The following is a 20,717-nucleotide window of genomic DNA, read 5'->3' as shown; positions in this document are numbered from 1 at the left end:
ATTGACATGTTTGCGAAAGTTTCGAATAATTCGGGTTAGTTCAACCGGATGGAAATAGTCTTATGAGCCGTTTACAAGATACCTTGCCGACCCAGGAAGAAGCCAGTCTGGCCAAGCTCTGTAGTCAGGAGCTATCCGCGATTCTGGAAACCAGGGCGGATACCCAGACCCTGGCGGTTACCGATCAGAAGGGAGAAGTACACAGGGTCAAGATCCCGGTCAGCGCCCTGCGCCTACTGGTCGATGTACTGACCGAATTGGGAGAAGGGAATAGTGTCAAATTAGTCCCTATTCATGCCGAATTGACCAGCCAGGAAGCGGCGGATCTGCTGAATGTGTCGCGGCCAACTCTTATTCGCTTGCTCGACGAGGGCGCCATTCCCTTCCATCGCACGGGAAATCGCCGCAAGGTGAAGTTTGCCGATCTGCGTGCCTATCAGCAGCAGCTTGAGCAGAAGCGATTGGCGAGCCTGTCTGAGCTGTCCGAGCTGGATCAGGCATTGGGGATGGGATACGAATGAGCTCGAACTATACGGTCATCTACGATGCCTGTGTGATGTATCCGGCTCCCCTGAGGAGCTTGTTGATGTACCTGGCGCTTTCCGGCCAGTTTCGGGCTCGCTGGTCGAATGATATCCACCGGGAATGGATGCGTAACCTGCTCAAAAATCGTCCCGAACTCGATGAGTCAAAGGTTGAGAGAGTGCGCGAACTGATGGATAGCCATGTACCAGGTGCCTTGGTCACCGGCTATGAGCAGCTTATTCCGGGCATTGAGCTACCCGATCCGGATGATCGCCATGTGGTGGCCGCCGCGATTCAGACTCGGGCCGAGTCGATTATCACCTTCAATTTGAAGGATTTTCCCAACGACATACTGACTCCGTTTAATATAAGAGCGATCCACCCGGATGACTTTATTACGGATCTGATGGAGCTGAATATCAGTGTTGTGTTGGAAGCTGCTCGTCGGCAACGGGCGGCGTTGAAAAGTCCGGCGCTGAGCGCGAGTGAATACCTTGACTGCCTGTTGAAGCAGCGGCTCCCGGAAACGGTGTCCAGATTGAGGCCGTTTGAACTTTTGATCTGAATGGCTGGCGGTATCGGCCTGTTTATACAAGCCAGGGGGTGAATAGGGCCGGAGTGATGCACTCCGGCCCTTCTGGTTATGGGCGGGTAGCCGCCTTCATATCCCGCACGAAGGCGGTCAGGGCGTCCAGCATGGCCTGGTCGTCGTCCAGGTGTTGCTCGATGATCTTGACCACGGCGGAGCCGGAAATGGCGCCGGCGGCACCTGCGCGAACGGCGTCGCGCACCTGCTCCGGGCTGGAGATGCCGAAGCCCAGCAGCGAGGGCGGGGCGCCGAATGCCTTCAGTTTGGCCAGTAGGCTGTCCACCGGCATGCCGGCCTTGGTTTCGGTGCCGGTCACCCCGGCGCGGCTCAGCAGGTAGGTGTAGCCCGAGCCCATTTCCGCTACGGTTTTCAGGGTGTCGTCGTTGCCGTTGGGCGGCGCTATGTAGATGCTGGCAATGCCCGCTTCGTCGGCGGCGGCCTTGAAGGGGGCGGCCATTTCCACCGGCACGTCGGCCACCAGCACCGAGTCTACCCCGGCGGCCACGCACTGGGCGTAGAAGTTGGCCGGGCCCGGCTTGTACACCAGGTTGGCGTACACCAGCAGGCCGATGGGCAGCTCCGGGTATTGTTCGCGGATCTGGGTCAGCATCTCGAAGCAGGTGGCGGAGCGGGTGCCGGCCGCCAGCGCCCGCACCGTGGCGCCCTGGATGGTGGGGCCATCGGCCACCGGATCGGAGAAGGGAATGCCGAGCTCCAGGGCGTCGGCGCCGCCGGCCACCAGGGCGTCGATTACCTTGAGCGACCGGGCAGGGGTGGGATCGCCCAGGGTCACGAAGGGGACGAAGGCGCCTTCACCGGCGGCGTTCAGCCGGTCGAACAAAGACTGGTAACGGCTCATTTCAGCACTCCTTTCTGCTCCAGGATCTCGGCCACGGTAAAGATGTCCTTGTCGCCCCGGCCGGAGAGGTTGACGACCAGCACCTGTTCTTTCTCCGGCTCGGCCTCGGCCATCTTCAGGGCGTAGGCCAGGGCGTGGGAGGACTCCAGCGCCGGTATGATGCCCTCAAAGCGGGCCAGGGCCTGGAAGGCGTCCAGCGCTTCGTCGTCGGTGATGGACTCGTAGCGGGCGCGGCCGATGGAGGCCAGGTAGGCGTGCTCGGGGCCGACCGAGGGGAAGTCGAGCCCGGCGGACACCGAGTAGGACTCCTCAATCTGGCCGTCGTCGTTCTGCATCAGCAGCGAGTGCATGCCGAAGAACACGCCCTTGGTGCCGTGGCGCAGGGGCGCGCCGTGCTCGCCGGTGTCGATGCCCTTGCCGGCGGGCTCGATGCCGATAAGCTCCACGCCTTCTTCATCGATAAAGTCGGCGAAGATGCCGATGGCGTTGGAGCCGCCGCCGACGCAGGCGATCACCGCGTCCGGCAGCCGGGTTTCGCGCTCCCTGATCTGCACCTTGGCTTCCTCGCCGATCATGCGCTGGAACTCGCGCACTATGGTGGGGAAGGGATGCGGACCGGCGGCGGTGCCCAGCATGTAGTGGGTGGTCTCGTAGTTGGCGGCCCAGTCGCGCAGCGCCTCGTTGCAGGCGTCCTTGAGGGTGGCCGAGCCGGAGTGCACCGGTATTACCTCGGCGCCCATCAGTTTCATGCGGAACACGTTGGGTTTCTGCCGCTCGCAGTCCTTGGCGCCCATGTATACCCGGCACTTGAGGCCCATCAGGGCACAGGCCAGGGCGGTGGCCACGCCGTGCTGGCCGGCGCCGGTTTCGGCGATGATCTCCCGCTTGCCCATGCGTTTGGCCAGTAGCGCCTGGCCCAGCACCTGGTTGGTCTTGTGGGCACCGCCGTGCAGCAGGTCTTCCCGCTTGAGGTAGATGCGGGTCTTGGTGTGGGATGCCAGGTTGCGCACCTTGGTGAGGGGCGTGGGGCGGCCGGCGTATTCGCACAGCAGCTCGCGGAATTCCCGCTCGAATTCCGGATCCTGTTGGGCGTCCACAAAGGCCTGCTCCAGCTGGAGCAGGGCCGGCATCAGGATCTGGGGCACGTACATGCCGCCAAATTCGCCGAAGAAGGGGTTAAGTAGGGTCATTGTGTGTTCCTGCGTCCGTAATGTCTGAGGGCGGCGAAGGCCGCGTCGAGTTTGGCCGGGTCTTTCTGCCCGGGGGCGCTTTCCACGCCGGAATTGAAATCCAGCCCCCGGCAGCCGAGGGCGGCTGCACGGGCGGCGTTGTCGGGGTTGAGGCCGCCGGCGAGCATCAGGTTGCGCTTGTCGAGCGTGGCCAGCAGCGACCAGTCGAAGGCCTGGCCGGTGCCGCCGCTCTGGCCGAAGGCCTGGGTGTCGAACAGCAGCCGGTCGGCGTTGGCGGGCAGAGGAGGCAGGGCATCCGCCACCGCCACCGCCTTCCAGATTTCCACGCCTTCGGGCAGCATGGCGCGCAGGGCGTCGATATAGGCCTCGTCCTCGTCACCGTGCAGCTGCACCGCCTTCAGCCCCAGGGTGCGGGCGGTATCGGCAATCTCGGTGCGCCTGTGGTTCTGGAACACGCCCACGTAGTCGAGGGGCGCGGTCCGGATCAGGGCCTGCGCCTGCTCCAGACTGACGCAGCGCGGGCTCTTGGCCACGAAGATCAGGCCACCGAAGGCGGCACCGGCGGCATGGGCGGCGGCGGCGTCTTGTGGGCGGGTCAGGCCGCACACCTTGTTGTCGCCCAGGATCAGGCGGCGCACGGCGAGATCCAGGTCATCCTCGGCCATCAGCGAGCTGCCCACCAGGAAGCCGTCGGCGTGGGCGGACAATGCCTTCACCTGGGCGTGGTGATGGATGCCGGATTCGGAGATGACGATGCGATCGGCCGGGATCAGGGCGGACAATTCCCGGGTGCGGTTCAGATCGATGGACAGATCGCGCAGATCCCGGTTGTTGATGCCGATAACCCGGGCATCGAGGCGCAGCGCGCGCTCCACTTCCTCACGGCTGATGACCTCGGTCAGTATGCCCATGCCGAGCGCGCGCGCCACGGCGGCCAGCTCCCGGTACTGGTCATCGTCCAGTACCGACAGCATCAGCAGGATGGCGTCGGCCTGGTGGTGGCGGGCCAGCTTGATCTGGTAGGGGTCGATGATGAAGTCCTTGCAGACAACCGGCTGGGTCACCTGATTGCGCACCCGGGCCACGAACTCGAAGCTGCCCTGGAAGTATTTTTCGTCGGTCAGCACCGAGATGGCCGAGGCATGGCGGCCGTACACACCGGCGATGGCGTCGATGTCGAAGTCGGCGCGGATCAGGCCCTTGGAGGGCGAGGCTTTCTTGCATTCCAGGATAAAGGCCGGCTGGCCGGCGGCCAGGGCCGCCTCGAAGTCCCGATCGCTCGGGACCAGTCCTGCTTCAAAACTGTCCAGGGGCTGGGCCTGCTTGCGCGCCTCGACCCAGATTTTCTTGTCGGCAACAATTTTGCCGAGAACGGTACTTAACATTGGCTCAACTCCGCCAGTCTGGTGGCTACATCCATTGCTCGGCCGGATTTTAACACAGCCAGCACCTGCTCCACGCCTTCTTTCAGGCTGTCGGCCTGGCCGTTCATCACCAACAGCGGCGCCACGTTCATGGCGATCACGCTCCGCTGGGCGTCGCTGCCCCTGCCCGCCAGCAGATCCAGGGTGATCAGCTTGTTTTCGGCCGGGGTACCGCCCTGGATGGCGCCGATGTCGTAGCGCTTCAGCCCCAGTTGTTCGGGGCTGAGCTCGTAGTGGTCGATGGCGCCGTCCCGGATCTCCGCCACCCGGGTGGTGCCGTGGATGGCGATTTCGTCCAGGCCGCTGCCGTGCACCACCATGCCCCGCTCAAGGCCCATGGCGACCAGGGTCTCGGCGATGGGGGTGACCAGCTGCCCGGCATAAACGCCGAGCAGCATAAAGTCGGGCCGGGCCGGGTTGATGAGCGGACCCAGCACATTGAAGATGGTGCGGGTCTTGAGCGCCTGGCGCACCGGCATGGCGTGGCGGATGCCGCCGTGGTAGTGGGGCGCGAACAGGAAGCAGACGTTGACTTCGTCCAGGCAGCGGCGGGCGCTGTCCGGGCTCAGATCGAGGCGGATGCCGAGCTGCTCCAGCAGATCCGAGGAGCCGGACTTGGAGGAGACGCCGCGGTTGCCGTGCTTGGCCACCTTGATGCCGCAGGCGGCGGCCACCAGCGCCGAGGTGGTGGACACGTTGATGGTGTGCATGCCGTCGCCGCCGGTGCCGACGATGTCGCAGAAGGGGTAGTCCGGGCGCGGGAAGGGGCTGGCGGCGGCCAGCAGGGCGCTGGCGGCGCCGGCGATCTCCTCCGGACTCTCGCCCTTGATCTTGAGGGCGGTGAGCAGGGAGGAAAGGACGATGGGGTCCATCTCGCCGCGCAGCAGCTGGCCGAACAGGGCCTGGGATTCCTCCCGGCTGATGTGCTCGCCCCGGTAGAGTTTTTCCATGGCCTGGTTCATGCGGTGGGCTCCTGTGCGGTGATGAAGTCGAGGCTCTGGGCCAGCAGGCGGGCCCCGTCGGTGGTCATGATGGACTCGGGATGGAACTGGAAGCCCAGCACCCGCCGGGCCCGGTCCAGCACCGCCATGGTCATGCCGTGGTAATCGGCCACCACGTCCAGGCCGGCGGGAATGTCGGTGCCCACCAGGGAGTGGTAGCGGGCCACCGGCAGCGGATGGGGCAGGCCGGCGAACATGTCGCGGCCCGAGTGGTGGATGAGCGAGCTCTTGCCGTGCTTGATCTCGCCCGCGCTCTCCACGGTGCCGCCGTAGTGCTCCACGATGGCCTGGTGGCCCAGGCAGATGCCGAGCACCGGGAAGCGGCCGATGCACTGCTTCAGCAGGGCGGGCATGTTGCCGGCCTCGGAGGGCTTGCCCGGACCGGGGGAGAGCACCAGCACCGGCTGGTCGGCGGCGTCCATGGCGGCCAGCAGTTGGGCCACCGGCACCGTGTTGCGGTAGATGTGCACCGTGGCGCCCAGGGCGCGGAACTGATCCACCAGGTTGTAGGTAAAGGAGTCGTAGTTGTCGAGCAGGAAAACGGTGTTAGCCATGGGTCACCTCCGCCAGGGTCTTGCCGTGGGCCAGGGCGATGGCATTGAGCACCGCCGCCGCCTTGTTGCGGGTTTCGTCGGCTTCCGACTGAGGGTTTGAGTCGTACACCACGCCGGCGCCGGCCTGCACATGGGCCAGGCCTTTGCTTACGAAGGCGGAGCGGATCACGATACAGGTGTCCATGTCGCCCAGGCCGTTGAGGTAGCCCACGGCGCCGCCGTAGCTGCCCCGGCGGCTGTGCTCCACGTGGCGGATCAGGTCGCTGGCGCGGATCTTGGGGGCGCCGGTCAGGGTGCCCATGTTCATGCAGGCCTGGTAGGCGTGCAGGGCGTCCAGGTCGGCGCGCAAGGTGCCCACCACCCGCGACACCAGGTGCATCACGTGGCTGTAGCGATCCACGCTCAGCAGATCCTTCACATAGCGGCTGCCCGGCTCGCTGATGCGGGCGATGTCGTTGCGGGCCAGGTCCACCAGCATCAGGTGTTCGGCGGTTTCCTTCTCGTCCTGGCGCAGGTCCAGCTCGATGCGGCCGTCCAGATCCAGGTTGATGCTGCCATCCGGGTTGAAGCCGCGTTTGCGGGTGCCGGCGATGGGGTACATCTCCACCTGGCGGTTGCCGTGGTCGAACTTCACCGAGCTCTCGGGGCTGGCGCCGAACAGGATGAAGTCCTGATCGTTGACGTAGAACATGTAGGGGCTGGGGTTGGTCTGCTTGAGCTTGCGATAGGCGGCCAGGGGGCTGGGGCAGGGCAGGCTGAAGCAGCGGGAAGGCACCACCTGGAAGATGTCGCCCACCATGATATGGCCCTTGAGGGTTTCCACGTCGGCACGGAATTCGGCGTCGTTCTTGTTCGCCTGCACCTGACCGGCGAGGAGGCTGTCGGCCTCGGGCTCGGCGTGAGCCTGGCCACAGGCGGCGGCGAGCCGGTCGAGGCGCGCCTGCAGCCTCCCTTGCTCGGCGGGGTCGAACACGCAGGCGGCCAGGCGGCCGGTTTCCTGTACGTGATCCAGGGTGATCAGGGTTTCGGCCAGATAGAAGCAGAAATCGGGGCAGTGGTTGATGCCCTCGGGCACCTCGGGCAACTGCTCGAAGGCGGCGATGAGATCGTAGGCGAAGGTGCCGGCCATAAACAGGTGCTGCTGGCCCTGATCGGCGGTGAAGCGGGTCAGGATGAGGCGCAGGGTTTCCAGCACCGAGGGCGCCTTGAGCCGGCTGTCTTCGTCCAGATTGGCATCGGCCTCGGGCACCGTCACCACCAGTTGATGGGCCTGGCGTTCGCCGCCGAGCTCGCGCCCGACCAGGTCCAGGGCGGGCAGGCCGTTGGCGTTGAGGGCGGTGAGGGTGACGCTGTGGCGGTGGCATACCAGCCGGACGCAGGCGTCCAGCATCAGCAGGCTCTGGGTGCCGGCCTTGGTGTCGATTTCGGCGGACTCCAGCAATATGCTGTTGTCACCTGGGGTGGTGAGGGCGGCGAACAGGGCTAGGGGATCGCCGGTATAGGGAGCATCTTGCAGTAAAACGTGGAGCTGACCATGCGCCATGGGGTCTTCCTTTTTAGTTAGTCGCGGTCATCAGGTATTTGCCTGATCACCTGGCTGGCAATGTCGTCATCGGTTATGGACACAAAAGCCACGTGCAGTGGCGGGAGCCGGGGCCCGGATTGCCATCGCCAAAAAACTGTCTGGGTCGGTTTCATCGCATCCCCTTTTGCTGGATAATAAAAAAGCCCGCAAGGTTGCGGGCTTTTATGTGTGCTGAGACTTTGAGACGAATACAGCAATTCACACCACCCGCGTTCAGGGAGTGTGCCACCACCAAATGGTCAGAGTGGAAATTTGCCGAAACATCGCGCTCTTCTCGTCAATCAGAAACTGGGTACAGTTAAACGATATTCGGGGGTGCAAGTCAACCCCGACCACAGGATTTTTTATGCGAATCGATCTGCACTGCCATTCCACCGCCTCCGACGGCCGGCTCAGCCCCAGCGAGCTGCTGGCCCGGGCCGCGGCCCAGGAGGTGGAGGTGCTGGCCCTGACCGACCACGACACCGTGGCCGGCCTGGCCGAGGCGCGGCAGGCGGCCGAGCTGCACGGTATCCGGCTGGTGGACGGAGTGGAAATCTCGGCCCTGTGGGAGCACAAGGAAATCCATGTGGTGGGCCTTAATATGGATCCGCGGCATGAAGGGTTCAGTCGCCTGCTCGAGGCGCAGCAGCAACGGCGCGAGGCCCGCGCCCGGCTGATGGCCGAACGGCTGGAAAAGGCCCGCTTTCCCGGCGCCTATGAAGGGGCCCGGGCCATTGCGGGCGAGGCGCCCATTACCCGCACCCATATGGCCCAGTGGCTGCTGGAGCAGGGGGCGGCGGACTCCATGGGCAAGGTATTCCAGAAGTTCCTGAGCCGGGGCAACACCGGCTATGCGCCGCCCGACTGGTGCCCGCTCGGTGAGGCGGTGTCCGTTATCCAGCAGGCGGGTGGGGTGGCGGTGCTGGCCCATCCCACCCGTTACGATCTGTCCAACAAGTGGATCAAGAAAATGCTGGCGGCCTTCGCCGAGGCGGGGGGCGATGCCATGGAGGTGTCCATGGCTCAGCAGAGTCCCCAGGAACGTGCTAATTTGGGACAGTGGAGCAAAGACTTCAACCTGGCGGCCTCGGTGGGCTCGGACTTTCATTATCCCAGCCACTGGCGGGAGCTGGGCCGGCAACTGTGGCTGCCCAAAGAAGCGACCCCCGTGTGGGAGCGTTTTCTCTAAAATCATTCCGGGAGGAATTATGAGTCAGTATTTCGAAATTCACGTCGACAACCCCCAGGCCCGCCTGATCAACCAGGCGGTGGCCATCGTACGCCAGGGCGGGGTGCTGGTGTATCCCACCGATTCCGGTTATGCCATCGGCTGCCTGGTGGGCGACAAGAATGCCATGGAGCGCATCTGCCGCATCCGCAAGATTGAAAGGGATCACAACTTCACCCTGGTGTGCCGGGATCTCTCCGAGCTGTCGTTTTACGCCCGGGTCGACAACGGTGCCTTCCGGCTGATGAAGAACAACACTCCCGGCGCCTATACCTTTATCCTGCATGCCACCAAGGAAGTGCCCAAGCGGCTGCAGAGCCCCAAGCGCAAGACCATCGGCCTGCGGGTGCCGGACAACGCCATCAGTCTGGCGCTGCTCGAGGCCCTGGGCGAGCCGCTGATGTCCTGCAGTCTGATCCTGCCCGGTGAAGCCGAGGCCGAATACGATCCGCACCTGATCCGCCAGCGGCTGGAAAAAGTGGTCGACCTCATTATCGACGGCGGCGTGCTGGATCCCAAACCCACCACTGTGGTGGATCTCTATGACGATGTTCCCGTTATCCTGCGCCAAGGCGCCGGCGATACCCGTCCCTTTGAATAAGTGAATGACATGACCGAAAAACTGCAAAAAGTACTGGCCCGCGCGGGCAAGGGCTCTCGCCGCGAAATCGAAGCGCTGATCAGCCAGGGACGGGTGAGCGTGAACGGCAACGTGGCCCACCTGGGTGACAGGGTGACCGGCAGCGAGCAGATCCGGGTGGATGGCCACAGCGTGGAAACCCAGCCCCAGGCCGAGATCATCTGCCGGGTACTGGCCTACCACAAGCCGGAAGGCGAGGTAAGCACCCGCAAGGATCCGGAAGGCCGCCCGACGGTGTTCGACCGCCTGCCCAAGCTGCAGGGGGCACGCTGGGTGGCGGTGGGCCGGCTGGATGTCAACACCTCCGGCCTGCTGCTGTTCACCACCGACGGCGAGCTGGCCAACCGGCTGATGCATCCGCGCCATGAAATCGACCGGGAATATGCGGTACGGGTGTTCGGCGAGGTGGACGAGGCCATGCTGCAGCGGCTGCGCAAGGGGGTGATGCTGGAAGATGGCATGGCCAAGTTCGAGACCCTGAAGTACAGCGGCGGCGAAGGCATGAACCACTGGTTCCACGTTACCCTGAAGGAAGGCCGCAACCGGGAAGTGCGCCGGTTGTGGGAATCCCAGGGAATGCAGGTGAGCCGGCTGATCCGGGTGCGTTACGGCAAGATCGAGCTGCCCCGTACCCTGCCGCGGGGCGGCTGGGCCGAGATGGCGCTGGAGCAGGTGAACTACCTGCGCCGGGAAGTGGGGCTGGCGCCGGAAGAGCAGAGCAAGGTGGACGTGCATGCCACCGAGCGCTACAAGCAGGTGGCCCAGATCCGCAAGGCGGTGCGCAAGCACAACTCCCGCATGAAGAGCGCCGGCACCGGTGCGGCACCCAAAAAACCGGCCCCCGCCCGCCCGCGCAGCACGAACCAGCGCCAGAAGCGCAAAACCCGGATGTAAAAGTGGCGCTAAGCTGGATGCCTGAAGCTTGAACAAAAACGGCGCCGGGAGTCATCCCGGCGCCGTTTTTGTTGGTTTTATGGGACTGAGAGGCTTATGCTTCCAGCTTCCAGCTTCCAGCTTCCAGCTTCCAGCTTCCAGCTTCCAGCTTCCAGCCTCGCGCCTCAGGCTTCGGTCGCAAATTCCCGTCGGGAAAACGCCACCCGCTCTTCCGGCGACATGGTGATCTTTTTGCCCAGTTTTTCAATCTTGCGCAGCCGGGGCACCAGGCCGGCGGCGTTGGCGGTCTGGATCGCCAGCCCCGGGCGGGCGTTCAGCTCCAGCAGCATGGGGCCCTTCTGCTTGTCGAGCACCATGTCGGTGCCGATATAACCCAGCCCCGACATCTCGTAGCAGGAAGAGGACAGGCTCAGCAGCTCTTCCCAGTAGGGCACCTTGAGTTCGAGCAGATCCCGGCCGGTGTCCGGATGGTAGCGAATGGGCAGGTTGAACTGCACCGCGCGGATGGCGCGGCCGGTATTGATGTCGAGCCCCACGCCCACGGCGCCCTGGTGCAGGTTGGCCTTGCCGTCGGAGGCGTCGGTGGACAGCCGCATCATGGCCATCACCGGAAAGCCCTTGAACACGATCACCCGGGTATCGGGCACGCCCTCGTAGGAAAAGCCCTCGAAGACGTCGTCGAAGTTGATCAGCGCTTCGATCAGGGCCACGTCGGGCTTGCCGCCGAGGGAAAACAGGCCGGCCAGAATGTTGGAGATATGCCGCTCCAGATCACCGATGGTTTCGACCTTGCCGCTCGGTTTGACAAAGTTGGTCCTGTCGTGGCGCTCGATCACCACTATGCCCTTGCCGCCGGAGCCCTTGGCAGGCTTGATGCAGAAACCCGGCCAGTCCTTGACCAGCTCCCAGAGGTGGGACACCTGGTGCTGGAACTCGATCACGCCGACCAGCTCGGGCACCGTCACCCCCGCATCCAGGGCGATTTGCTTGGTTTTCAGCTTATTGTCCACCAGCGGATAGAGCCGGCGCGGGTTGTAGCGGCTGATATAGGAAATATTGCGCTTGTTCATGCCCATGATGCCCATGCGGCGCAGGGCAAAGGGCGAGGCGTATTTTTCCAGCAGGCTCTTAAACATCTTTCTGCTCATCCACCAGCGGCTTGAAGCGCTTGAGTTCGGTCAGGCGATAGCCGGTATAGTTGCCCAGCAGCAGTACCGCGGCCATCACGATCAGCTGCAGCCCGAGGAAGTTGAAGGTCAGGTGGCGGACGAATTCGTTGTTCATCGCCAGGAAGGCGGCCACCGCCACCAGCAGTGAGCCGCCACCCTGTTTGACCACTTCCTTGGCGCCTTCCTCTTCCCACAGGATCGACATCCGCTCTATGGTCCAAGCCAGGATGATCATGGGGAAGAAGGTGATCTTCATACCTTCGGTCAGACCCAACTGATAGGCGACGATGCTGAAAAAGCCGATCATGCCGATGACCATGATGATCACCGCCGATATCCGGGCCACCAGCAACAGGTTGAGGTGCGACAGGTAGGAACGCAGCACCAGGCCGGTGCCCACGATCAGCAGGAAGCCGACCAGGCCGGTGAGCAGGCTGGTCTGGATAAAGGCCATGGCGATCAGCACCGGCATAAAGGTACCCGAGGTCTTGACGCCCACTATGATGCGCAGGAACACCACCGCCAGCACGCCGATGGGGATCAGCAGTATGCCCTTGAACAGGGCCTGCTCTTCCAGTGGCAGGTTGTAGAGCGAGACGTTGATCCACTCGGGCTGGTCGAACTTCTGCGCCAGGGCCACGTTCACCGGTTGCTCCTGCTGCAGCATGGTGAAAGTCACCCGGGAGTTGCTGCCGCCCACCAGATCCAGCACCGGCGCCGAGCTGTATTCCCACAGCAGCAGCTGCTCCTGGTGGCCCTGGCGGCCACTGACCGGGTGGAACAGCTCGTACTGCTCACCTTCGTAGACCTGCACCAGATCGATAAGCTGCTGGCGACGGCGGCCGTCTTCCAGCTGCAGCCCCTTGAGCAGCCGGGCCGGCACTTCGGCCCGGTGCAGCAGATCCACCAGCAGCGGGCCGGCGGACTTGTACTGGGCCAGCAGTTCGGCGTTCTGACCCCGGTTGCTCAGTTCCTTCAACAGTTCCCGGGTGAGAGTGATACCGTCGGCCGACCGCTCCCGCGCCAGGGACAGCACCTGATCCATGGCGGTGGCATAGGGTTCGGGCACCTGCGGGCGGGATACTGTGGGGATCTGGCTCGAGAGCGGGCCCTTGGCGAAGGGATCCTGCATCATGTCGACCTTGTAATACAGTTCCTGCATGCCGGAGGCGGAGCGGATCGACCATTCCGCCCGGCTGCCGCCGTCGGCCTCGACAAAGGACAGGCCATAGCCGGGGGAGGCCGCCGACTCGTTCATCAGGGTAAAGCCGGGCTGGCTGCCGGGAATGGCCAGCGAGGCCTTGACCGGCCGGCCGGAGGCCTCGAATTCCACCTTGGCTTCGATGGACCAGATCTGGCGCTTTTCACCGGGCAGCCAGGGCACTTCATACACGAAATGGCGATGCAGCATCAGTGCCAGGCCGACCAGAAACAGGGCGGCCACAATCAGATAAAACGGCTTGCGTGAGTACATGAAGGTTACTCGTTTGAAGAAGTCGGACGCTTGGGCTTGCCCTGTACGTTTTGACGGGCAATATCCACCACGGCAATGTCTTTCAGGAATTCGCGGCCCAGCAGGACCGGGTAGGTCATCTGGGATCTGTCGGTCAGGGTAAACTCGGTGCGTTCCGACAAGCGGCCCAGGCGCATGGTCATGGCAACCACCGGCCTTCTTTCGGTGCTGTCGGCGGAAGCCTGGCGGATGCGTACATAGCGCACCAGGGGGGTTTCCACCTGCAGCCGCTCGTCCACCCCTTCGTGGGCCAGGCTGAAGCTGACCCAGGGATTGCCGTCACGCTCGAACACCGTGATGTCCTGAGCGCTGAGGGAGGAGGTGGTGGCCCCGGTGTCGATGCGTGCCGGGAAGCTGTCGTTGACCGCATCCAGCCAGATTTCCTCGGTTTCGCCCACGATCAGCTTGCCGTCCCGGGTTTCGTTTTCGGGGTAGTCTCCCCGGGGGGGAGGCGGCGGCGGCGGCAGCGGCATGGCGTGCTGCGGCTCATCGAGTTGCTTTTTCAAGGTCTTGAGCTCCTGTTGCAGGGCGGTCATAAAGGCATGGTGGTTACTGCTGAGCTGGGTGTTCTGCTGGAACATGGTGTCCACCAGCCGGGCTTCCAGGCTGGCCAGCGAAGCGCTGAGCTGAGCTTCGGAAACGGGAGAGGGCTCGGGTTGCGCGTCCACCGCTGAGGTCTGGCTGACACAGGCGGTCAGCAACAGGGATAATGCCAGTGATGTCGCGACTTTATTCATAACTTCCCTCTTGAGGTTGATACTGTGGGTCCACCGGCTTGTTGGCGATGATGATCGTCCGTTTGGGAGCCGGGTACCCTTCAATGGTGCGGCTGGGGTCTTGTGGGTCAAGATAATCCGCCAGTGATTCGTTGCGCATCCAGTCGGTGCGCCGTTGTTCTTCCAGGCTGGTCGTGCTTTCGTCGACCACCCTAATCTGTTCGAAACCGCATTTTTCCAGCCAGCCGACCAGGGCGGCACTGCTGGGGATGAACCAGACGTTGCGCATCTTGCCGTAGCGTTCGCCCGGCACCAGGACCTGCTGCTCGTCCCCGTCGATGACCAGGGTTTCCAGCACCAGTTCGCCGCCACCGCGCAACTGGGCCTTGAGCTGCAGCAGGTGATCGATGGGTGAGCGGCGGTGGTAGAGCACCCCCATCGAAAACACGGTGTCGAAGGCCCGCAATTCGGGCAGCGCTTCGATACCTAAGGGTAATACTTGAATCCCTTTATAACCATTGGCGAAATGCTTCACCGCTTCGAACTGGCACAGGAACAGCTGGGAGGGGTCTATGCCCACCGCCATTTCGGCGCCGGCGCCCATCATCCGCCACAGGTGGTAGCCGCTGCCGCAGCCCACGTCCAGCACATAACGGTACCTGAGTGGGCTGATATGTTCTTTCAGCCGATCCCATTTCCAGTCGGAGCGCCACTCGGTATCGATATGGATACCGTGGATCTCGAAAGGTCCCTTGCGCCAGGGATGGAACTGGCGCAGCAGGCTTTCTATCTTTTTCTGCTCGCCGGTGGTGATTTCACCCGGGCGGCCCACGGTCACGCCGTCGACCAGTTCGATATGGTCGGTGGTTATCTTCGGCAGTTTGTGCAGCGCCCGCACCCAGCGGGCAAAGTCGCCATGCAGGTGCTGTTTCTGCCAATCGTGCAGTTGCCCCGGCAGGCAGTGCAGCCAGTGTTGCAGTCGACTCTTGGCGATCTGCTGATAGAAGTCACTGAAATCAATCATTTAATAGCAACCATGGAACCAAAGTTGAAGCACTGGAACCACAGGTCCACCTGTGAAAAACCCACTCTTCGGAGCCGCTCTTTGTGCTGTTCCGGGGTATCCGGGCGCAGCACCTTTTCCAGGGCGGTGCGCTTCTGGCTGATTTCCAGCTCGCTGTAGCCGTTGGCCCGCTTGAAATCGTGATGCAGCTCGATCAGCAATTCATTCACGGTGTCGTCGGCACTGATAAACTTTTCGCTCAGGATCAGCACCCCGCCCGGGTTCAGTCCCCGATAAATACGGGCCAGCAGCGCCTCGCGCCGTTCGGGGGCGATAAACTGCAGGGTGAAATTGAGCACCACCACGGACGCATTTTCGATGGCGATATCGCTGATGTCCGCCTCGACCAGTTCCACCACGGCATCGGACTTGAACGCCGCCAGATGGCTGCGCGCCCGCTCCAGCATGGCGGCCGAGTTATCCACGGCGATAATCTTACACCCCGGTTGCGTCAGGTTGCGGCGCATTTCCTGGGTGGCGGCGCCGAGGGAGCAGCCCAGATCGTACAGTTGGCTGTTTGGCCGGGCGAAACGGGCCGTCATCATGCCGATGGCGGAAATGATATTGGAATAGCCGGGCACGGATCTTTTGATCATGTCCGGAAACACCTCGGCGACTTTTTGGTCAAAGCAGAAATCACCGAGCTGGGCGATGGGCGCGGCGAAAATATGATCTTTTGATTGCATGGTTTTAGTAATGACGACCTTGGCTCACGGCAGCAACAGCTGCACTCAATGGCCGGTATTGTAAAAGAAGCGCAGGGTGTTGTCTTGCGGGCGGCAAGGCGGCGCGACAAATTATTTTTCGCCTGGCGGCGTGAGGGGGAAGTCCCTCACTCCTCATCTAACCATCCTCAGGCTCAGAACAACTCGCCCTGGGGAGCCGGCGCCTGGCCGGGAAAATCGGGCAGGGGGGCGGCCAGGGCGTTGGCTATCTCTGCCGCAAGTTGTGGTGCCAGCCGGTTGTCGGCGGTATGCACGAACAGGTAGACCGACTTGCCTTGCTGCAGCCAGCCCTGGATCCGTGTCAGCCAGGGTTGCCAGTAGGGCAGGTTGTAAGCCGGTTCCGGATGGCCAATAAATCGGACCATGGGGTGGTTGCCGGTGCTGATGATGTGCACCGGCACCCTGGGCTTCTTGCCCTGGGCGTCGGCCAGGGCCGGGGTGGTGGGCGGGCAGGAAAACACCGGGCGCGAGTCCATGATAATGCGGTTGATCTGGCGTTCTAGCAGCAGCCGGTTGAGCCGGCGCTCCGCTTCGCCCTTGGCGAAAAACGCCGGGTGACGCACTTCCACCCCGTAGTTGAAATGAGCCGGCAGGGCATCCAGAAACTGTTGCAATTGATCCAGTTGCCCGGGCCCGGAGGCCTTGGACAACTGCAGCATCAGCATGCCGAGTTTGTGGTGCAGGGGGGCCAGGTGCGCGATAAAGTCCAACGCCGCGCCGATGTTGTCATCCAGCGGGCCCTGGTGGCTGACCTGGGAGGGAAACTTGAAGGTAAAGCGGAAATGGGCCGGGGTCTGGGCCTCCCAGCGCAGCAGGCTGCGTTGCTCGGGGATGCCGTAGAAGCTGGTATTGCCTTCCACCGTATTGAACACCTTGGCGTAATCGGTCAGGTGCTCGGCGTTTTTCAGGCCCGGACTCAGCAGGCTGCCGGGCCAGTCGGGATGGGACCACTGGCTGAGGCCCAGATATAACGGCATGTGACTCCTTCGTCGAGCTTGAAGCGGTAAGCCGGAAGCTGGAAGCTGTTCGGCGGTGTCGGTAGAGACCAAGGCCGGTTTGATATCAGGGTTAGCCCGCCGATCTTGCAAGCCCGGAACACTCGGTGCTGAAGACGCCAGCAGCTCCGAGCGTCTTCCTGCTTCCAGCTTCAAGCTTCCGGCTTCAAGCTTCCGGCTTCAAGCTTCAAGCTTCAAGCTTCAAGCTTCAAGCTTCCGGCTTCAAGCTTCCGGCTTCAAGCTTCCGGCTTAATGCTACCGCGAAGCGGTTGGATCCCTGTTCGGGTTTTCCATTATACTAGCGCGCTATTTGCTGACAAATTCAGTCCCGCGGCCCGGGCGGTCGTGCGGCAACACCATAGGAAGACATCCATGCGCACTCATTATTGCGGGCAGCTCAACGCTGCCCTGGTTGGCCAGAGCGTGACCTTAAGTGGCTGGGTCCATCGCCGTCGCGACCTGGGCGGTCTTATCTTTATCGATATGCGCGATCGGGAAGGCATAGTGCAGGTATTCTTCGATCCGGACAAGGCCGAAGCCTACGAGAAGGCGGCCGAGCTGCGTGCCGAATTCTGCGTGCAAATCACCGGTGTGGTGCGCGCCCGCCCCGACTCCCAGGTCAACAAGGACATGGCCACCGGCGAGGTGGAGATCTTCGCCCACGCGCTCAGCATCATCAACAGGGCGGCGCCGCTGCCGCTGGACTTCAACCAGAACAACTCGGAAGAGCAGCGCCTCAAGTACCGTTACCTGGACTTGCGCCGCCCCGAGCAGGCCCGTTATCTCAAGACCCGTGCCAAGGTCACCAGCCGGGTGCGCCGCTTTATGGACGAGCAAGGCTTCCTCGATATCGAAACCCCGATGCTGACCAAGGCCACCCCGGAAGGGGCCCGTGATTACCTGGTGCCGAGCCGGGTGCACAAGGGGTATTTCTATGCGCTGCCGCAATCCCCCCAGCTGTTCAAGCAGTTGCTGATGATGAGCGGCTTCGACCGCTACTACCAGATAGTCAAGTGCTTCCGCGACGAAGACCTGCGTGCCGACCGCCAGCCGGAATTCACCCAGATCGACGTGGAAACCTCCTTTATGACCGCCGATGAGGTGAGGGCCGTCATGGAGCAGCTGGTACGCGAGCTGTGGCAGGACGTGGCCGGCGTGGATCTGGGTGCCTTCCCGGTGCTGAGCTATGCCGAGGCCATGCGCCGTTATGGTTCCGACAAGCCGGATCTGCGTATTGCCATGGAGCTGACCGATATAGCCGATCTGGTGAAAGACGTGGACTTCCAGGTGTTTGCCGGCCCGGCGCGGGATCCCAAGGGCCGGGTCGCGGCCCTGAAGGTGCCCGGTGGCGCCCAGCTTTCCCGTAAGCAGATCGACGAATACGGCAAGTTCGTCACTATTTACGGTGCCAAGGGCCTGGCCTGGCTGAAAGTCAACGAGGCCGCCAAGGGCATGGACGGCATCCAGTCGCCGGTCGCCAAGTTCCTGAATGAAGGCATTGTAGCCGAACTGCTGGCACGCACCGGCGCCACCGACGGCGATGCCATCTTCTTCGGAGCCGACAGTGCCAAGGTGGTCGCCGATTCCATGGGCGCCCTGCGGCTCAAGCTCGGCAAGGAGCTGGGTCTGCTGGAAGAGAGCTGGAAGCCCCTGTGGGTGGTCGACTTCCCCATGTTCGAGGAAGACGACGGTCGTCTGTACGCCATGCACCATCCCTTTACTGCCGCCAAGGATGTGGCCGCCGCCGAGCTGGAGGCCAGCCCGCTCGAGGCGGTGGCCAATGCCTACGACATGGTGATCAACGGTTACGAAGTGGGTGGCGGCTCGGTGCGTATCCACAACAACGAGATGCAGCAAACCGTGTTCCGCCTGCTCGGCATCAACGCCGAGGAGCAGCAGGAAAAGTTCGGTTTCCTGCTGGAGGCACTGAAATACGGCACGCCGCCCCACGCCGGCCTGGCCTTCGGCCTGGATCGTCTGGTGATGCTGCTCACCGGTACCGACAATATCCGCGACGTGATCGCCTTCCCCAAGACCACCACCGCCTCTTGTCTGCTGACCGATGCCCCCAGCCTGGCCAATCCGGATGCGCTGGCGGAGCTGGCCATCCGTACCCAGTTGCCGGCGGCCCAGACGGACAAGGCGGACAACTGAGGCATGGGCCACAAGCACCCGGAGTCGGTGCTGGTCCTCATCCATACCGAGGACCAGGTGCTGCTGCTGCAACGCAAGGACAACCCGGATTTCTGGCAGTCGGTGACCGGCAGCCTGGAGCCCGGTGAAAGCCGCCACCAGGCGGCGGTGCGCGAACTGGAGGAGGAAACCGGACTGCGGCTGGACAACGGCTTGCGGCTGGAAGAGACCGGCCAGCGGGTGCGTTTTGAAATCTATCCCCGCTGGCGGCACCGTTACCGCCCGGGGGTGACCCATAACTGGGAATACGAGTTTTATTTGTGCCTGCCCGCGCCGGTCGAAGTGCAGTTAAGCGAGCACCTGGCCCAGCGTTGGCTGCCTCTGGAGCAGGCCCGGCAACAGGCCAGCTCCTGGACCAATAAAGAGGCTATCGGCAGGTTGATCCACCGCAAGACAAAGGGAGAAGATGGTTATGGCAGGTCATAGTAAATGGGCCAATATCAAGCACCGCAAGGCGGCCCAGGATGCCAAGCGCGGCAAGATCTTCACCAAGCTTATCCGCGAGCTGAGCACCGCGGCCCGTGAGGGCGGCTCCGAGCCGGCCACCAATCCCCGCCTGCGCGCGGCCATCGACAAGGCGCTGTCCAACAACATGACCCGGGACACCATCGACCGGGCGGTGAAACGCGGTGCCGGCGAGCTGGACGGCCAGGTGCTGGAAACCGTCATCTACGAAGGCTACGGCCCGGGCGGCACCGCCGTGATGGTGGAATGCATGACCGACAACCGCAACCGTACCGTGTCCGAGGTGCGCCATGCCTTTTCCAGGAGCGGCGGCAACCTGGGCACCGACGGCTCTGTGGCCTATCTGTTCGAGAAGAAGGGCGTGATCACCTATCTGGACGCAGACGAAGAAAGGGTGATGGAGGCGGCCCTGGAGGCCGGCGCCGAGGACGTGGTGGTGAACGAGGACGGCTCCATCGATGTTTACACCCTGTGGGAGGAATTCGGCACCGTCAAGGATGCGCTGGACGCCGGCGGCCTGAGTGCCGAGAACGCCGAAGTAACCATGATCCCCTCCACCAAGGCCGAGCTGGACGAAGACACCGCCCCCAAACTGCTGCGGCTGATCGATATGCTGGAAGACGCGGACGATGTCCAGGAGGTCTACCATAACGGCGAGATCTCCGATGAACTGGCCGAAAAGCTCTGAAGCCTGAAGCTAGAAGCCTGAAGCTGGAAGAGGTTTCTGCTTCGGGTTTCGGCTTCCAGCTTCCGGCTTCCGGCTTTATTGATATGGCGATTATTTTAGGTATCGACCCCGGCTCGCGTATCACCGGCTACGGTGTGGTGCGCCAGACCGGCAACAAGATGGAATACCTGGGCTCGGGCTGCATCCGCATGGGCGATGATGAGCTGGCGCCCAGGCTGAAAAAAATTTACGACGGGGTGAGCGAGATCATCCTGCAATTCAGGCCCGAACTGTTCGCCATCGAGCAGGTGTTTATGGCGCGCAATCCGGACTCGGCGCTGAAGCTGGGCCAGGCCAGGGGCGCGGCCATCGTCGCCGCCGCCAACGCCGGCCTGGAGGTGGCGGAGTATTCCGCCCGCCAGATCAAGCAGGCGGTGGTGGGGCAGGGGGGAGCCGACAAGGCCCAGGTGCAGCATATGGTGGTCAAGCTGCTGAATCTGCCGGGGACGCCCCAGGCCGATGCCGCCGACGCCCTGGCGGTGGCCCTGTGTCACGGCCATACCCGCCAGAGCCTGATCAGCATGGCGGGCCAGGTACGCGGCACGGTGCGGGGACGGTTACGCTGACTTTAGCCAGAAACTGGAAGCTGGATGCTGGAAGCAGCCCGGCGTTGGCTGGGATCAGGAGACCAACCGGGCCTCATGGACCGCCGGCAGGAACTACCCAGGCAGCGGACATGG

The 20,717-nt window shown here is 63.0% G+C and carries 21 protein-coding genes and 1 other annotated feature; of the genes, 9 read left to right on the top strand and 12 right to left on the bottom strand.

Features of this window, described 5'->3' with window-relative positions; all coding sequences use genetic code 11:
• Positions 1-62 precede the first annotated feature (62 nt).
• The gene (locus JKV55_RS14635; RefSeq protein ID WP_096778810.1) at positions 63-521 is read left to right on the top strand and encodes a helix-turn-helix domain-containing protein; all 459 of its coding nucleotides are present in this window, start codon (positions 63-65) and stop codon (positions 519-521) included.
• A complete protein-coding gene (locus JKV55_RS14630; protein WP_202087231.1) occupies positions 518-1,090 on the top strand; it encodes a PIN domain-containing protein in 573 nt (190 codons plus the stop codon). The genes JKV55_RS14635 and JKV55_RS14630 overlap by 4 nt, the downstream gene beginning before the upstream one ends.
• A gap of 76 nt (positions 1,091-1,166) precedes the next feature.
• On the opposite strand, the gene trpA is transcribed toward JKV55_RS14630, so the two are convergent.
• Genes trpA through JKV55_RS14600 form a run of 6 tightly spaced genes read right to left on the bottom strand, consistent with a single transcriptional unit; the run spans position 1,167 to position 7,685 of the window.
• On the bottom strand, positions 1,167-1,973 hold the full coding sequence (gene trpA / locus JKV55_RS14625; RefSeq protein ID WP_202087229.1) for a tryptophan synthase subunit alpha: 807 nt from the start codon (positions 1,971-1,973) through the stop codon (positions 1,167-1,169).
• Positions 1,970-3,163, bottom strand: a complete 1,194-nt coding sequence (gene trpB / locus JKV55_RS14620; RefSeq protein WP_202087227.1) for a tryptophan synthase subunit beta — start codon at positions 3,161-3,163, stop codon at positions 1,970-1,972. The genes trpA and trpB overlap by 4 nt, the downstream gene beginning before the upstream one ends.
• The gene (gene trpCF, locus JKV55_RS14615) at positions 3,160-4,548 is read right to left on the bottom strand and encodes a bifunctional indole-3-glycerol-phosphate synthase TrpC/phosphoribosylanthranilate isomerase TrpF (RefSeq protein ID WP_202087226.1); all 1,389 of its coding nucleotides are present in this window, start codon (positions 4,546-4,548) and stop codon (positions 3,160-3,162) included. Before trpCF ends, trpB begins: the two co-directional genes overlap by 4 nt.
• Positions 4,542-5,549, bottom strand: coding sequence for an anthranilate phosphoribosyltransferase (gene trpD, locus JKV55_RS14610; RefSeq protein ID WP_202087225.1), 1,008 nt, complete (start codon positions 5,547-5,549; stop codon positions 4,542-4,544). The genes trpCF and trpD overlap by 7 nt, the downstream gene beginning before the upstream one ends.
• Positions 5,546-6,142 (bottom strand): aminodeoxychorismate/anthranilate synthase component II, encoded by a 597-nt coding sequence (locus JKV55_RS14605; RefSeq protein WP_202087223.1) that lies wholly within the window; start codon positions 6,140-6,142, stop codon positions 5,546-5,548. The genes trpD and JKV55_RS14605 overlap by 4 nt, the downstream gene beginning before the upstream one ends.
• Positions 6,135-7,685: an anthranilate synthase component 1 gene (locus tag JKV55_RS14600; RefSeq protein WP_202087221.1), complete on the bottom strand. Its 1,551-nt coding sequence runs from the start codon at positions 7,683-7,685 to the stop codon at positions 6,135-6,137. Before JKV55_RS14600 ends, JKV55_RS14605 begins: the two co-directional genes overlap by 8 nt.
• Before the next feature lie 176 nt (positions 7,686-7,861).
• Positions 7,862-7,964: a sequence feature (Trp leader region), on the bottom strand.
• A 109-nt stretch (positions 7,965-8,073) separates the two neighbouring features.
• Here JKV55_RS14600 and rnm point away from each other — a divergent pair.
• The 3 genes from rnm to rluB are packed head-to-tail and all read left to right on the top strand — an operon-like array spanning position 8,074 to position 10,471.
• Positions 8,074-8,898: an RNase RNM gene (rnm, locus tag JKV55_RS14595; protein ID WP_202087219.1), complete on the top strand. Its 825-nt coding sequence runs from the start codon at positions 8,074-8,076 to the stop codon at positions 8,896-8,898.
• A 19-nt stretch (positions 8,899-8,917) separates the two neighbouring features.
• Positions 8,918-9,538, top strand: coding sequence for an L-threonylcarbamoyladenylate synthase (locus JKV55_RS14590; RefSeq protein WP_202087217.1), 621 nt, complete (start codon positions 8,918-8,920; stop codon positions 9,536-9,538).
• Between the two features lie 9 nt (positions 9,539-9,547).
• Positions 9,548-10,471: a 23S rRNA pseudouridine(2605) synthase RluB gene (gene rluB, locus JKV55_RS14585; RefSeq protein WP_202087214.1), complete on the top strand. Its 924-nt coding sequence runs from the start codon at positions 9,548-9,550 to the stop codon at positions 10,469-10,471.
• A 164-nt stretch (positions 10,472-10,635) separates the two neighbouring features.
• Here the strand turns inward: rluB and JKV55_RS14580 are convergent, their stop codons facing one another.
• The 6 genes from JKV55_RS14580 to JKV55_RS14555 form a co-directional block, all read right to left on the bottom strand.
• On the bottom strand, positions 10,636-11,607 hold the full coding sequence (locus JKV55_RS14580; protein WP_202087212.1) for an alpha-L-glutamate ligase-like protein: 972 nt from the start codon (positions 11,605-11,607) through the stop codon (positions 10,636-10,638).
• A complete protein-coding gene (locus JKV55_RS14575) occupies positions 11,600-13,114 on the bottom strand; it encodes an inactive transglutaminase family protein (RefSeq protein WP_202087210.1) in 1,515 nt (504 codons plus the stop codon). The genes JKV55_RS14580 and JKV55_RS14575 overlap by 8 nt, the downstream gene beginning before the upstream one ends.
• Positions 13,115-13,119: 5 nt before the next feature.
• Positions 13,120-13,890: an ATP-dependent zinc protease family protein gene (locus JKV55_RS14570; protein WP_202087209.1), complete on the bottom strand. Its 771-nt coding sequence runs from the start codon at positions 13,888-13,890 to the stop codon at positions 13,120-13,122.
• Positions 13,883-14,893, bottom strand: coding sequence for a tRNA 5-methoxyuridine(34)/uridine 5-oxyacetic acid(34) synthase CmoB (gene cmoB / locus JKV55_RS14565; protein WP_202087207.1), 1,011 nt, complete (start codon positions 14,891-14,893; stop codon positions 13,883-13,885). The genes JKV55_RS14570 and cmoB overlap by 8 nt, the downstream gene beginning before the upstream one ends.
• Entirely contained in the window at positions 14,890-15,618 is a 729-nt protein-coding gene (cmoA, locus tag JKV55_RS14560) for a carboxy-S-adenosyl-L-methionine synthase CmoA (protein ID WP_202087205.1), read from the bottom strand. Before cmoA ends, cmoB begins: the two co-directional genes overlap by 4 nt.
• Before the next feature lie 173 nt (positions 15,619-15,791).
• A complete protein-coding gene (locus tag JKV55_RS14555; RefSeq protein WP_202087204.1) occupies positions 15,792-16,634 on the bottom strand; it encodes a DUF72 domain-containing protein in 843 nt (280 codons plus the stop codon).
• A gap of 390 nt (positions 16,635-17,024) precedes the next feature.
• On the opposite strand from JKV55_RS14555, the gene aspS reads away from it, so the two are divergent.
• From aspS to ruvC, 4 genes are all read left to right on the top strand, one after another.
• Positions 17,025-18,806, top strand: coding sequence for an aspartate--tRNA ligase (aspS, locus tag JKV55_RS14550; protein ID WP_202087202.1), 1,782 nt, complete (start codon positions 17,025-17,027; stop codon positions 18,804-18,806).
• A 3-nt stretch (positions 18,807-18,809) separates the two neighbouring features.
• Positions 18,810-19,271 carry a dihydroneopterin triphosphate diphosphatase gene (nudB, locus tag JKV55_RS14545; RefSeq protein ID WP_202087200.1) on the top strand — a complete coding sequence of 154 codons (462 nt, stop codon included), beginning with the start codon at positions 18,810-18,812 and terminating at the stop codon, positions 19,269-19,271.
• Entirely contained in the window at positions 19,258-19,998 is a 741-nt protein-coding gene (locus tag JKV55_RS14540; protein WP_202087199.1) for a YebC/PmpR family DNA-binding transcriptional regulator, read from the top strand. The genes nudB and JKV55_RS14540 overlap by 14 nt, the downstream gene beginning before the upstream one ends.
• Before the next feature lie 83 nt (positions 19,999-20,081).
• Positions 20,082-20,603 carry a crossover junction endodeoxyribonuclease RuvC gene (gene ruvC / locus JKV55_RS14535; RefSeq protein ID WP_202087197.1) on the top strand — a complete coding sequence of 174 codons (522 nt, stop codon included), beginning with the start codon at positions 20,082-20,084 and terminating at the stop codon, positions 20,601-20,603.
• The last annotated feature ends 114 nt before the right edge of the window (positions 20,604-20,717 follow it).

It is taken from the genome of Zobellella iuensis (assembly GCF_016746085.1).
Classification (GTDB): Bacteria; Pseudomonadota; Gammaproteobacteria; order Enterobacterales; family Aeromonadaceae; genus Oceanimonas; species Oceanimonas iuensis.
Note: the sequence above shows the minus strand (reverse complement) of the source record. Positions and strands in the feature narration are given on the sequence as shown.

Excerpts from the sequence above, each read along its gene's own strand:
- JKV55_RS14635 (WP_096778810.1), top strand. The coding sequence starts at position 63 with ATGAGCCGTTTACAAGATACCTTGCCGACCCAGGAAGAAGCCAGTCTG.
- JKV55_RS14630 (WP_202087231.1), top strand. The coding sequence starts at position 518 with ATGAGCTCGAACTATACGGTCATCTACGATGCCTGTGTGATGTATCCG.
- trpA (WP_202087229.1), bottom strand. The coding sequence starts at position 1,973 with ATGAGCCGTTACCAGTCTTTGTTCGACCGGCTGAACGCCGCCGGTGAA.
- trpB (WP_202087227.1), bottom strand. The coding sequence starts at position 3,163 with ATGACCCTACTTAACCCCTTCTTCGGCGAATTTGGCGGCATGTACGTG.
- trpCF (WP_202087226.1), bottom strand. The coding sequence starts at position 4,548 with ATGTTAAGTACCGTTCTCGGCAAAATTGTTGCCGACAAGAAAATCTGG.
- trpD (WP_202087225.1), bottom strand. The coding sequence starts at position 5,549 with ATGAACCAGGCCATGGAAAAACTCTACCGGGGCGAGCACATCAGCCGG.
- JKV55_RS14605 (WP_202087223.1), bottom strand. The coding sequence starts at position 6,142 with ATGGCTAACACCGTTTTCCTGCTCGACAACTACGACTCCTTTACCTAC.
- JKV55_RS14600 (WP_202087221.1), bottom strand. The coding sequence starts at position 7,685 with ATGGCGCATGGTCAGCTCCACGTTTTACTGCAAGATGCTCCCTATACC.
- rnm (WP_202087219.1), top strand. The coding sequence starts at position 8,074 with ATGCGAATCGATCTGCACTGCCATTCCACCGCCTCCGACGGCCGGCTC.
- JKV55_RS14590 (WP_202087217.1), top strand. The coding sequence starts at position 8,918 with ATGAGTCAGTATTTCGAAATTCACGTCGACAACCCCCAGGCCCGCCTG.
- rluB (WP_202087214.1), top strand. The coding sequence starts at position 9,548 with ATGACCGAAAAACTGCAAAAAGTACTGGCCCGCGCGGGCAAGGGCTCT.
- JKV55_RS14580 (WP_202087212.1), bottom strand. The coding sequence starts at position 11,607 with ATGTTTAAGAGCCTGCTGGAAAAATACGCCTCGCCCTTTGCCCTGCGC.
- JKV55_RS14575 (WP_202087210.1), bottom strand. The coding sequence starts at position 13,114 with ATGTACTCACGCAAGCCGTTTTATCTGATTGTGGCCGCCCTGTTTCTG.
- JKV55_RS14570 (WP_202087209.1), bottom strand. The coding sequence starts at position 13,890 with ATGAATAAAGTCGCGACATCACTGGCATTATCCCTGTTGCTGACCGCC.
- cmoB (WP_202087207.1), bottom strand. The coding sequence starts at position 14,893 with ATGATTGATTTCAGTGACTTCTATCAGCAGATCGCCAAGAGTCGACTG.
- cmoA (WP_202087205.1), bottom strand. The coding sequence starts at position 15,618 with ATGCAATCAAAAGATCATATTTTCGCCGCGCCCATCGCCCAGCTCGGT.
- JKV55_RS14555 (WP_202087204.1), bottom strand. The coding sequence starts at position 16,634 with ATGCCGTTATATCTGGGCCTCAGCCAGTGGTCCCATCCCGACTGGCCC.
- aspS (WP_202087202.1), top strand. The coding sequence starts at position 17,025 with ATGCGCACTCATTATTGCGGGCAGCTCAACGCTGCCCTGGTTGGCCAG.
- nudB (WP_202087200.1), top strand. The coding sequence starts at position 18,810 with ATGGGCCACAAGCACCCGGAGTCGGTGCTGGTCCTCATCCATACCGAG.
- JKV55_RS14540 (WP_202087199.1), top strand. The coding sequence starts at position 19,258 with ATGGCAGGTCATAGTAAATGGGCCAATATCAAGCACCGCAAGGCGGCC.
- ruvC (WP_202087197.1), top strand. The coding sequence starts at position 20,082 with ATGGCGATTATTTTAGGTATCGACCCCGGCTCGCGTATCACCGGCTAC.